At 70.7% G+C, this 11719-nt stretch carries 11 protein-coding genes; 8 read left to right on the forward strand and 3 right to left on the reverse strand.

The annotated features are described in order from the left end of the window. Positions 1-124: 124 nt before the first annotated feature. Positions 125-343 carry a DUF6243 family protein gene (locus tag ACFQ7Q_RS36030; RefSeq protein WP_383562815.1) on the reverse strand — a complete coding sequence of 73 codons (219 nt, stop codon included), beginning with the start codon at positions 341-343 and terminating at the stop codon, positions 125-127. A 253-nt stretch (positions 344-596) separates the two neighbouring features. Here ACFQ7Q_RS36030 and ACFQ7Q_RS36035 point away from each other — a divergent pair, with 253 nt between their 5' ends. Further along, a complete protein-coding gene (locus ACFQ7Q_RS36035) occupies positions 597-1631 on the forward strand; it encodes an aldo/keto reductase (protein ID WP_383562817.1) in 1035 nt (344 codons plus the stop codon). 30 nt (positions 1632-1661) lie between these two features. Beyond that, positions 1662-2249, forward strand: coding sequence for a TetR family transcriptional regulator (locus ACFQ7Q_RS36040; protein WP_383562820.1), 588 nt, complete (start codon positions 1662-1664; stop codon positions 2247-2249). A 92-nt stretch (positions 2250-2341) separates the two neighbouring features. On the opposite strand, the gene ACFQ7Q_RS36045 is transcribed toward ACFQ7Q_RS36040, so the two are convergent. Continuing rightward, a complete protein-coding gene (locus ACFQ7Q_RS36045) occupies positions 2342-3724 on the reverse strand; it encodes a glycine--tRNA ligase (RefSeq protein ID WP_383562823.1) in 1383 nt (460 codons plus the stop codon). A 175-nt stretch (positions 3725-3899) separates the two neighbouring features. On the opposite strand from ACFQ7Q_RS36045, the gene ACFQ7Q_RS36050 reads away from it, so the two are divergent. The 4 genes from ACFQ7Q_RS36050 to ACFQ7Q_RS36065 are packed head-to-tail and all read left to right on the forward strand — an operon-like array spanning position 3900 to position 7053. After that, positions 3900-4883 (forward strand): metal ABC transporter substrate-binding protein, encoded by a 984-nt coding sequence (locus ACFQ7Q_RS36050; RefSeq protein WP_383562826.1) that lies wholly within the window; start codon positions 3900-3902, stop codon positions 4881-4883. A gap of 23 nt (positions 4884-4906) precedes the next feature. Next, entirely contained in the window at positions 4907-5668 is a 762-nt protein-coding gene (locus ACFQ7Q_RS36055; protein ID WP_383562829.1) for a metal ABC transporter ATP-binding protein, read from the forward strand. Between the two features lie 10 nt (positions 5669-5678). Continuing rightward, complete coding sequence (locus tag ACFQ7Q_RS36060; protein ID WP_383562844.1) at positions 5679-6596, forward strand: metal ABC transporter permease; 918 nt, start codon at positions 5679-5681, stop codon at positions 6594-6596. 46 nt (positions 6597-6642) lie between these two features. Further along, positions 6643-7053, forward strand: coding sequence for a Fur family transcriptional regulator (locus tag ACFQ7Q_RS36065; RefSeq protein WP_383562832.1), 411 nt, complete (start codon positions 6643-6645; stop codon positions 7051-7053). 75 nt (positions 7054-7128) lie between these two features. On the opposite strand, the gene ACFQ7Q_RS36070 is transcribed toward ACFQ7Q_RS36065, so the two are convergent. After that, positions 7129-7656, reverse strand: a complete 528-nt coding sequence (locus tag ACFQ7Q_RS36070; protein WP_383562835.1) for a YcxB family protein — start codon at positions 7654-7656, stop codon at positions 7129-7131. A gap of 114 nt (positions 7657-7770) precedes the next feature. Here ACFQ7Q_RS36070 and ACFQ7Q_RS36075 point away from each other — a divergent pair, with 114 nt between their 5' ends. Both ACFQ7Q_RS36075 and ACFQ7Q_RS36080 read left to right on the forward strand, forming a co-directional pair. Further along, a complete protein-coding gene (locus tag ACFQ7Q_RS36075) occupies positions 7771-8802 on the forward strand; it encodes a helix-turn-helix transcriptional regulator (RefSeq protein ID WP_383562838.1) in 1032 nt (343 codons plus the stop codon). Positions 8803-8966: 164 nt separating this feature from the next. Continuing rightward, complete coding sequence (locus ACFQ7Q_RS36080; RefSeq protein WP_383562841.1) at positions 8967-11684, forward strand: M4 family metallopeptidase; 2718 nt, start codon at positions 8967-8969, stop codon at positions 11682-11684. Positions 11685-11719: the final 35 nt, after the last annotated feature.

An 11719-nucleotide genomic window follows, 5' to 3' on the forward strand; every position in this document is an offset into this window, starting at 1 on the left:
GGGGGGGGGGGGCCGGCGGGCGGCCCCCCGGCGGCGGGCGCCCCCGCGGGGGGGGGGCGGCGCCCGGGGGGGGGGGGGGGGCGGCGGGGGCGCCCGCCCCCCACGTCGTCGTACCGGCCGGGTGCTACTCCTGGGCGCCCGAGGCCGCCCCGGTCGTCTCCCCGGTCTCGGTGCCTTCGGCACCCAGCGCGCGCTCGCGCATCTTCTTCAGCAGCTCCTGCTTCTGGTCGACCGCGGCCTTGCGGTCGGCGTTACGGCTCTGAACGGCGCCCTGCTGGTCGCCGCGGGACAGCTTCTTGCGCTGTCCGCCGACGCCGAGGAGGTTGTTGCGGCCCTTGGCCATGGGGTTCTCCCATCAGTGAGAAATGCGGTGGTCAATCGGCTGGCGCTACGCGGGAGGTCGGACCCGCGGCGCTCTCACTCGTAGATCTGGAAGAACGAAGACATGCCGCAGACGCTACCCGCCTCCCCACCCCTCGGCACACCATTTCCCACCCTGGCGAGTGAATGACAAACATTGAAATCTGTCAGTCGTCATGCCATAGTTGTCTTGCGTCGCTCCCCCGACGCCCCGACTCCCTCCCGAGGAGACCCCCATGACCTCCACCCGCACGCTCCCCACCCGCACCCTCGGCACCACCGGCCCGCAGGTCTCCGCACTCGGCCTCGGCTGCATGGGCATGTCCGCGCTGTACGGCGAGAGCGACCGCGCCGAGTCGATCGCGACCATCCACGCCGCTCTGGACGCCGGGGTCACCCTGCTCGACACCGGCGACTTCTACGGGATGGGGCACAACGAGCTGCTGATCAACGAGGCCCTGCGCACGGCCCCCGCGGCCGCTCGCGAGAAGGCCCTGACCAGCGTGAAGTTCGGCGCCCTGCGCACGGTCGAGGGCGGCTTCACCGGGTACGACGGCCGGCCCGCCGCGGTGAAGAACTTCGCCGCGTACTCCCTCCAGCGCCTCGGCACCGACCACATCGACATCTACCGGATCGCCCGCGTGGACCCCGACGTGCCGATCGAGGAGACCGTCGGCGCGATCGCCGAGCTGGTCGAGGCCGGACACGTCCGGCACATCGGCCTCTCCGAGGTCGGCGCGGACACCCTGCGCCGGGCGGCCGCCGTCGCCCCGATCGCCGACCTCCAGATCGAGTACTCCCTGATCTCCCGCGGCATCGAGGAGAAGATCCTGCCCACCGCCCGCGAGCTGGGCATCGGCATCACGGCGTACGGAGTGCTGTCGCGCGGCCTGATCAGCGGCCACTTCACCCGTGACCGCGAGCTCGCCCCGGGCGACTTCCGCGGGATGTCCCCCCGCTTCCAGGGCGACAACCTCCATCGGAACCTGGACCTGGTGGACCGGCTGCGCGCCCTCGCCGACGCCAAGGGCGTGACGGTCGCACAGACCGCGATCGCCTGGGTCCTTGCCCAGGGGGCCCGGCACGGCGCCGACATCGTGCCGCTGATCGGCGCCCGCCGCCGGGACCGGCTCTCGGAGGCCCTCGGCGCCCTGGACGTGACGCTCGACGCCGCCGACCTCGCGGCGATCGAGACGGCCGTGCCCGTCGGCGCGGCGGCCGGCGAGCGCTACCCACAGGCGCAGATGGCCCATCTGGACAGCGAGCACTGAGCGGTCCGGGCTGACAGGTACTGTCATTCCATGGCCGCCACCGAGACCCTGACCGCCGAGCGCATCCTCGAAGCCACCGAGGAGGTCCTGCGGCGCTACGGCCCCGCGAAGGCGACGGTCGTGGACGTGGCCCGGGTGCTCGGTGTCAGCCACGGCAGCGTCTACCGCCACTTCCGTACCAAGGCGGCGCTGCGCGAGGCGGTGACGGCCCGCTGGCTCTCCCGTACGGAAGCCAAGCTCGCCGAGCTGACCGGATCCGCGGACCGGCCGGCCCCGGAGAAGCTCCGCGCCTGGTTCGCCGAGCTCTTCGAGGCCAAGCGCCACAAGGCCGGTGACGACCCCGAGCTGTTCGCCACGTACGAGGTCCTGCTCGACGAGAACAGCGGAGTGGTCGAGGACCACCTGGAGGTCCTGGTCGGCCAGGTGCGCGAGATCGTCGAAGAGGGCGTCCGTGGCGCCGAGTTCACCGCCCCCGACGCCGCCGGCACGGCCCAGGCGCTCTTCTCCGCCACGGCCCGGTTCCACGACCCGGCCTATGCCCCGGAGTGGCGGCGAGCCACGATCCAGGCGGAGTTCGATGCCGTGGTCGACCTGCTGCTGCGCGGGCTGCGCCCGTGAGTCGCCCGCGTCGCCCCTGAGTACGGAAACGCACAGACACGAGGAAGCCCCCCGGTTCCGACGGAACCGGGGGGCTTCTGCGTACGACGGTGTCAGCAGCCGAGCAGGCGGCTGCCCAGGTAGCCCTGGATCTGGTCCAGGGAGACGCGCTCCTGCTTCATGGTGTCGCGCTCACGCACGGTCACCGCGTTGTCGTCCAGGGTGTCGAAGTCGACGGTGACGCAGAACGGCGTACCGATCTCGTCCTGGCGGCGGTAGCGGCGGCCGATGGCGCCGGCGTCGTCGAACTCGATGTTCCAGTTCTGCCGCAGGTCGGCGGCGAGGCCCTTGGCCTTCGGCGACAGCTGCGGGTTGCGGGAGAGCGGCAGGACGGCGACCTTGACCGGCGCGATGCGCGGGTCGAGGCGCATCACGGTGCGCTTCTCCATGACGCCCTTGGCGTTCGGGGCCTCGTCCTCGTTGTACGCGTCGAGCAGGAACGCCAGCATGGTGCGGCCGACACCGGCGGCGGGCTCGATGACGTACGGAGTCCAGCGCTCCTGGGTCTCCTGGTCGAAGTAGAACAGTTCGTTGCCGGAAGCCTTGGAGTGCGCCTTCAGGTCGTAGTCGGTGCGGTTGGCGACACCCTCGAGCTCGCCCCACTCGCTGCCACCGAACTGGAAGCGGTACTCGATGTCGGCGGTGCGCTTCGAGTAGTGGGAGAGCTTCTCCTTCGGGTGCTCGAACCAGCGCATGTTCTCCTCACGGAGACCCAGGCCCGTGTACCAGTTCCAGCGCTGCTCCATCCAGTACTCGTGCCACTGCTCGTCCTCGCCCGGCTTGACGAAGAACTCCATCTCCATCTGCTCGAACTCGCGGGTGCGGAAGATGAAGTTGCCCGGAGTGATCTCGTTCCGGAAGGACTTGCCCATCTGCGCGATGCCGAACGGCGGCTTCTTGCGCGAGGTCTGCTGCACCTGGCCGAAGTTGGTGAAGATGCCCTGCGCGGTCTCGGGGCGCAGGTAGGCGACCGAGCCGGAGTCCTGGGTCGGGCCGAGGTGGGTGGAGAGCAGACCGGAGAACTGCTTGGGCTCGGTGAAGGTGCCCTTGTTGCCGCAGTTGGGGCAGTTCAGGTCGATGAGGCCGTTCTCGGGGAGACGGCCGTGCTTCTCCTCGTACGCCTCCTCCAGGTGGTCGGCGCGGTAGCGCTTGTGACAGGAGGTGCACTCGGTCAGCGGGTCGGTGAAGGTGGCGACGTGACCCGAGGCCTCCCAGACCTCGGTGGCCAGGATCACCGACGAGTCGATGCCGACGACGTCCTCGCGCGCGGTGACCATGTAACGCCACCACTGGCGCTTGATGTTCTCCTTGAGTTCGACACCCAGCGGTCCGTAGTCCCAGGCGGCACGCTGGCCGCCGTAGATCTCGCTGCACGGGTAGACGAAGCCACGGCGCTTGCTCAGGCTGACGATGGTGTCGATCTTGTCGGCGGCCACGGTGCTCTCTTCATTACGACGACGAAGTGCGAATGCTTCAGATTACCGGCGCCCGCACCCCCGGTATCAAATCGGCCCGGCCTCCACGTGCGGGCGGACGGGCCCGGCGGGGCGTGGCCGGGAACACAGGAAGGGCAATTGACAACCGTTTCCAACTTTGTTGAAAATGAGTGTCATGAACGTACGTCGCCTCATACCCCCCACCGCCGTCGCCGGAGCCGTCGCCCTGGGGCTCGTGACCCTGTCCGCGTGCTCCGGAACCTCCGACGCCGCCGACAAGGGCGAGGGCGGGCTCAGCGTGGTGGCGTCGTTCTATCCCATGCAGTACCTGGCCGAGCAGATAGGCGGCGAGCACGTCTCCGTCGAGACGCTCACCGCGCCCGGCGTCGAGCCGCACGACCTGGAGCTCAAGCCGCGGCAGATAGGCGCGCTCGGCGACGCCGACTACATCCTCTACCTCAAGGGCGTCCAGCCCGCCGTCGACGACGCGATCGAGCAGGCGGGGGTCGAGAACACCGTCGACGTCAGCACCCTCACCGAGCTCGAGGAGCACGGCACCGGAGCCGGCCACGGCCACTCAGCCGACGAGCACGGCCACGCGGAAGAGGGTCACGAGCACGGCCACGAGTCCGAGGCCGGTGCCGACCCGCACATCTGGCTCGACCCCGTGAAGTACGCCGAGGTCGCCAAGGGTGTCGGCGCCTCCCTGGAGAAGGCCGACCCGGACCACGCCGCCGACTACAAGAAGAACACCGACGCCCTGGTCAAGAAGCTCGGCGATCTGGACACGGCGTTCGAGACCGGTCTGAAGAACACCACCACCAAGACCTTCATCACCACCCACTCCGCCTTCGGCTACCTCGCCGAGCGCTACGGCCTGGACCAGGAGGGCATCACCGGCATCGACCCCGAGTCGGAGCCGAGCCCCGCCCGCGTCAAGGAGCTCCAGTCCATCGCGGAGAAGGACAAGGTCTCCACCGTCTTCTTCGAGACGCTCGCCAGCGACAGGACCGCGAAGACCCTCGCCAAGGACACCGGCCTCAAGACGGACGTCCTGGACCCGCTGGAGGGAATCACGGACGCGTCCAAGGGCGATGACTACATCGAGGTCATGCAGTCCAACCTCGCCGCGCTGAAGAAGGCCCTCGGCGCGAAGTGACCCACGCACAGCAGGAGGCACCCGTGACCGCGCCCGTCATCTCCGTCCGCGGAGCCACGGCGACCCTCGGCTCGCGCCCCGTCCTGCGCGGCATCGACCTCGCCGTGAACCCCGGCGAGGTCGTCGCGCTGCTCGGCGCCAACGGCTCCGGAAAGTCCACCGCCGTCCGCGCGGTCATCGGCCAGGTGCCGCTGACCGGCGGCACGATCTCGCTCTTCGGCACCGAGCAGAAGCGGTTCCGCGACTGGGCCCGCGTCGGTTACGTACCGCAGCGCACCACCGCCGCCTCCGGCGTCCCCGCCACGATCCGCGAGGTCGTCTCCTCCGGCCGGCTCTCCCGCCGCAGGTTCGGCCCGCTGACCAAGGCCGACCGGGCCGCCGTCGACCGCGCCATCGCGCTCGTCGGCCTCGCCGACCGCGCCAAGGACTCGGTGAGCGCCCTCTCCGGCGGCCAGCACCAGCGCGTCCTGATCGCCCGCGCGCTCGCCTCCGAGCCCGAGCTGCTGATCATGGACGAGCCGATGGCCGGCGTCGACCTCGCCAGCCAGGAGATCCTCGCCGCCACCCTGCGCGAGCAGGTCGCGGGCGGCACCAGCGTCCTGCTCGTGCTGCACGAGCTGGGCCCCCTGGAGCCGCTGATCGACCGGGCCGTGGTCCTCCGTGACGGCTGCGTCGTCCACGACGGCCCGCCGCCGCAGGCCGTCGGCCAGCACGCGCTGCCCGGCCACGACCACGTTCATCCGCACGCGGCCGGTGAGCCGCTCCGTACGGGTCTGCTGACCTGAGGAAGCTGACCTGATCATGGAATTCCTCGAACCGGCCTTCATGCAGCGGGCGCTCCTCGCGGCCGTCCTCGTCGGCATCACCGCGCCCGCCGTCGGCATCTTCCTCGTCCAGCGCCGTCAGGCCCTGATGGGCGACGGCATCGGCCATGTCGCCATGACCGGTGTCGGCCTCGGCTTCCTGCTGAACAGCAGCCCCGTGTGGATGGCCACCCTCGTCGCCGTCGCCGGCGCCGTGCTGATGGAGCTGATCCGGACGTACGGACGCACCCGCGGCGATCTCGCGCTCGCACTGCTCTTCTACGGAGGCATGGCGGGCGGCGTCATGCTGATCCAGGTCGGCGGCGGCTCCAACGCCAACCTGCTCTCGTACCTCTTCGGATCCCTGTCCACGGTGTCGTCCGAGGACGTCACCGCGATCGCCGTGCTCGCCGCCTTCGTCGTCCTCGTCACCATCGGCCTGCGCCGTCAGCTCTTCGCCGTCAGCCAGGACGAGGAGTTCGCCCGCGTGACCGGCCTGCCGGTGCGGGCCCTCAACCTGCTCGTCGCGATCACGGCGGCCGTGACCGTCACCGTCGCGATGCGGGTCGTGGGCCTGCTCCTCGTCAGCGCGCTGATGGTGGTACCGGTCGCGGCGGCGCAGCAGCTGTCCCGCTCCTTCCGCACGACGTTCGTCCTCGCGATCGTCATCGGCACCGGCGTCACGCTGACGGGCACCGTCACCACGTACTACCAGGACCTGCCGCCGGGCTCGCTCATCGTGCTGCTCGCGATCGCCGTCTTCATCGTCCTGACGGCGCTCGCCGCGCCCCTGGCCAGGCGCCGCGCCCGGGCGGCGGAGGCAGCGTCGTCGTCCTCGTCCCCGTCCTCGGCGGAGTGCGACATGGCCGTTCCGTCCACGCGGCGACCCACGGACGACGCCAGGGTCTAGCAGCCTGGCAGAATGGCGGGGGCGACGACATCACTAGGAGGCCCCTGTGGCGACGGCAGGACCCCCCGTACGCGGCCGCTCGACCAAGCAGCGGGCCGCGGTGGCGGCGGCACTGAACGAGGTGGACGAGTTCCGCAGTGCCCAGGAGCTGCACGACATGCTCAAGCACCGCGGCGACTCCGTCGGCCTCACGACGGTGTACCGCACGCTCCAGTCCCTCGCGGACGCGGGCGAGGTCGACGCGCTGCGCACCAGCGAGGGCGAGACGGTCTACCGTCGTTGCTCGACGGGCGACCACCACCACCATCTCGTCTGCCGCGTCTGCGGCAAGGCGGTCGAGGTGGAGGGCCCGGCGGTGGAGCAGTGGGCGGAGACGATCGCCACCCAGCACGGCTATGTGAACGTGGCGCACACGGTCGAGATCTTCGGGACGTGCGCGGAGTGCGCGCAGAAGTGACCTGAGGTACGGAACGGGCCCGCACCGGAGCGATCCGGTGCGGGCCCCTTCGCGTGTCAGCCCGGCGTACGGGTGTCAGACCCGCTTCGCATGACGTTCCAGGATCCCCCGCAGCCGGTCGAGCTCCCCGGGGCCGGACACGCCCTGCTTGGGCAGGGCGGCGACACCGACGCCCGCCTTGTCGGCGGAGAGCAGCACGAAGAGCGACGGCGTCTCGACGTACAGGGGCAGCATCGCCCACCGGCTCGTGGTCTCGCTGACGCGCGTGGTCCAGCTCACCCCGTCGTCGTCCACGACGGCCCGGAACTCCCCCTGCGGCTCGACGAGCCCGTACATCTGGCGCCCCGTCACCCGGGGGATCAGCGGCCCCAGCACGAGGACGAAGGCGCCCAGCCCGCCGAAGAGGAACGCCTTCGACAGCTCCGGCTCCCCCGGCCCCGCCAGCTCCCACACCACGATCAGGAAGCACAGGACGACGGCGGTGGGCAGCAGCCACCGCAGCAGGCGCCCCATCGGCGAGTGGCGCAACCTGATCCGGACCGCCTCCGTGACCTCGGCCCGCGTCGGTACATAGACCAACTCGACGGCGCGTGTTTCCTGCACGGTCCCTCCCCGGCACCTCGACGACGAGGCGTGATCGTAGCGGCGCCGGAGCGCCCCGTTTACCCTGACCCCTCTGGAGGGGCGGCCGGGAGGGGTGGGGTACGGGTGGAGTCGGTGTCCGGGGACGCTTCCCTGCTCGCGCTGCTCGGGCTCGACGCCGAACAGGACAGCGTCTACCGGCTCCTGGTGGACCGGCCCGACAGCGATCCCACCGCGCTCGGCCACCCGTCCTCGGACCCGGAGACGGTCCTGCGCGCGCTCACCGGGCTCGTCGAGCGCGGGCTCGCCAGCGCCGAGCGGGACGGGGACGACGTGCGGTACCGCGCGGCCTCCCCCGTCCTCGCGCTCGGGCCGCTCCTGGAGTCCCGGCGTACGGCACTGCACCGCGTCGAGCACTTCGTCACCGAGCTCGCCGAGCGGCATCGCGCCGCCCACACCCGCAGCTCCGGCGCTCCCGTCGAGGTCCTCTCCGGTGCCGCCGCGATCCGGCGCCGGCTCATCGCGATGCAGCGTGAGGCGCGGTACGAGGTCCGCTCGCTGGTCCCGGCGATGGCGGCGCCCGCCGTCGTCACGATCGAGGACAACCTCGACGAGGTCGAGCGGGACTCGATGCGACGGGGCCTGAGCCTGAGGGCCGTCGTGGCGCGGTCCTGGCTGGAGGACACCCGTGCCGCGCACTGGCTCGCGGGGCTCGTCGCGGACGGCCAGCAGATCGTGGTCACCGACGAGTTGCCGATCAAGCTGATCATCATGGACGGCGAGTGCGCGCTGCTTCCGCTGGATCCCGAGCGGGACGAGACGGAGGAGCCGGTGGCGCTCGTGGTGCACCGCAGCGGGCTGCTCACGTCGCTGATCTCGCTCTTCGAGCAGTACTTCGAGAAGGGCCGGCGGCTCAGTACGGCCTCCGGCGAAGCGGGCCTCGCGGACGAGGCGGGACGGCTCGACCCGGTCGACCGGCGGATCGTCGCGCTGCTCCATGTCGGTCTGACCGACTCGGCCATCGCCCGTCACCTGGGCATGGGGCACCGCACGGTGCAGCGACGTCTGCACGCGTTGATGGAGGCGGTGGGCGCGGCGACCCGCTTCCAACTCGGCTGGCACGCGGCCGAGTCGGGCTGGCTGGACGAACGACCGGCCGGTCACTGACTCGCCACGAGACCCACAACTCACGCTGCCATAGGCGCATTTACGCCTGGGCGGCTTCACGCCACGTCCGATCCCTTGTAAGCGGAACCCGCCCTACCGAACGATCGACCCCATCAGTCGCGAGGGCCACCAGCCCTCGCGTACGTGTGTGATGGGGAGACTTCGTGAGAACACAACGGATCCGTCGGATCCTGGCCACCGGCGTCGTCGCCGCGGCAACCGGTTCAGTCCTGTTGACCGTTCCCGCCCAGGCGCAGGAGGTGCCGGAGACCCCGGCAGCCACCCTGCCCGCCACCCCGGTCGCGCCCCGCATGACGCAGGGCCTCGACTCCGCACCCCGCACCGGCACCCCGGCCGAGGCGGCCCGCGCCCACCTCAAGGCGCACGAGCAGACCTACCGCGTCCCCGTCGCCGAGCTGACGACGGTGCGCACGACCAGGTCCGGGGCCCAGTCCTCGGTCCGCTTCCAGCAGAAGCGGGGCGGCGTCCCGGTGTTCGGCGCCGAGTACGCCGTACAGACCGAGGCGGCCGACGGCGGCGAGCAGGTCGTCTCCGCGACCGGCACGCTCTACCCCGAGCTGACCGTCTCCACCACGCCGACGGTCACCGAAGCCACCGCCCGGCAGCGGATGTTCACCCTCGACGGCAGCCTCACCGGTGTCGAGGGCGGCGGAACCGAGAGCCACGGTCCGACCGTGCTGCCCGGCTCCGGCGGCGGCCGCCTCGCCTGGCACTTCACCGTCACCGGCGCGAAGGCGGACGGCTCCCCGGTCCGCCGGGAGGTCTTCGTCGACGCGCACGTGGGCGGCATCGCTCTCTCGTACGACAACATCGATGCCGCGGCCGTCTCGCCCGCCCAGGGCACGGGCGTGAAGGTGGACGGCGCCGAGGAGCGGATCGAGGTCAACAAGGAGGAGGACGGCTCGTACTCGCTCGCCGACTCCTCGCGCGCGATGTTCCCGAAGGCCGGCGGCCGGATCCTCACGTACGACGCGAACCGCAAGAGCTACCTCGAGGTGGCGAACGGCCCGGTCACGGAGGACGTGAAGGTCGTCTCCTCGCCGACCGACCGCTTCGAGGGGACCGCCACCACCTCCGGCGCCGTGGACGCCCACCTCAACGCCGCGAAGGTCTACGAGTACTTCAAGAACGAGATCGGCCGCGACGGCATCGACGGCAAGGGCGGCACGATCCACTCCGTCGTGAACGTCTCCCGGGGCGGCAAGGACTACGCCAACGCGTTCTGGGACGGCACCAAGATGGTGTACGGCCACATGAACGGCGTCCCGCTCTCGGTCGGCCTCGACGTCGTCGGCCACGAGATGACCCACGGCGTGACCGAGCACAGCGCCGGACTCGTCTACCTCAACCAGTCGGGCGCCCTCAACGAGGCGATATCCGACTACTTCGGCAACGCCATGGAGACCGCCGACAAGGGCGTCGCCATGTCCGACCCGACCTCGGGTCTCATCGGCGAGTACCTCTGCAACGGCACCAAGCCGCTCGCCGAGTGCGCGCTGCGCGACATGAACGACGGCCGGGTCGCCGGCGAGGACTACCTCCCCTCGTCGCTCGACATCGACAACGGCGGCGTCCACCTCAACTCCACGATCGTCTCCGGCGCACTGTGGGACATGCGGAAGAACCTGGACCCGGAGCTCGCGGACGAGATCGTCTACCGGGCCGCGCAGAACTACCTCACCCCGCTCTCCGGCTTCTCGGACATGCGTAACGCGGTCACCCTCGCCGCGAAGTCGCTCAAGGTCTCCAGCGCCGACCGCGAGGCGATCGCCAGGGCCTTCGACGACCACGGCATCGTGGAGGGCTGGGAGCGCAGGTCCGGCACCCACGACGGCAAGACGCTCGCCCGTGACGTCCTGCCCGCGTACGAGGTGTACAGCGGGGTCGACGAGCAGGCGGCGCAGATCAGCGGCGACGTGTACGCGATCGGCCACGGTGACGCGATCGCCTGGAACGCGAACAGCGCGGACTTCGGCATCACGGTCGGCCGCTTCGGCGAGCAGCACGGGGACGAACGGCACGGCGACTCGCAGCGCGAGCTGGCCCAGAAGGACGCCTATCTCCTCGACCCGTCGCTCGACGACGACCGGATCGTGTTCACCCGGATCACCGCGGACTCCGTCGGTGTCTACACCGCGGGCGACAAGGGCCAGGGCGCGATCCGCAAGCTCGTGGACGGCCCGGGCGACGAGATGGAGCCCGTGACCGCCGACGGCCGGCTCGCCTACATCGACAGGCAGGACGGCGAGTCCGACGTCATGCTCCGGGAACGCGACGGCACCACGGTCAACCTGACCCCGGCACCGGGCACCACCGCCGCGCGCCTGACCATGAAGCACGGCACGGTGGCCTGGCGGGACGGCGACAACGACCACATCAGCGTGTACGACATCGCCACCGGTGCCTCGCAGCGCGTGCGGATCCAGTCCTTCGTCTTCGGCGAGGCCACGGACATCCAGCTCACCAGGGACCGGGTCTTCTGGCGCGAGACCACCGCGTTCCTCTTCCGCTCCGACAACTTCTGGTCGGCGCCGCTGAGCGACCTCACCCAGAAGAAGAAGATCGCCAACCCGTCGATCAGCTACGGCGGCCAGTTCTCCGTCAACGAGCAGTACTTCGCCTACTCGACGTACGACCCCAGCGGTGCCCTCGGCGCCTGGACCGGCAGGATCGGCAAGGTGAACGTCGCGCCGCTCGCGGACGTGGTGAGCGGCACCCCGACGTACAGCAGGGTCTCCTGCTCCTCCGGTATGCAGCTGTCCCCGCAGCTCGGCGACGGGCAGCGGACGGTCTGGCTGGACACGACGGCGGCCTCGACCGACGTCGTGACCCGGGACTCGTTCGCCGGCACCTGCGCGTAGGAGAGAGCGAAGGCCCGGGCCGTACGGACCTGTCG

Source organism: Streptomyces sp. NPDC056527, assembly GCF_042794475.1.
GTDB lineage: Bacteria > Actinomycetota > Actinomycetes > Streptomycetales > Streptomycetaceae > Streptomyces.

What these genes read in the sequence shown, in the direction of transcription:
- ACFQ7Q_RS36030 (WP_383562815.1), bottom strand. Translation starts at nt 343, where the DNA reads ATGGCCAAGGGCCGCAACAACCTCCTCGGCGTCGGCGGACAGCGCAAG.
- ACFQ7Q_RS36040 (WP_383562820.1), top strand. Translation starts at nt 1,662, where the DNA reads ATGGCCGCCACCGAGACCCTGACCGCCGAGCGCATCCTCGAAGCCACC.
- ACFQ7Q_RS36035 (WP_383562817.1), top strand. Translation starts at nt 597, where the DNA reads ATGACCTCCACCCGCACGCTCCCCACCCGCACCCTCGGCACCACCGGC.
- ACFQ7Q_RS36050 (WP_383562826.1), top strand. Translation starts at nt 3,900, where the DNA reads ATGAACGTACGTCGCCTCATACCCCCCACCGCCGTCGCCGGAGCCGTC.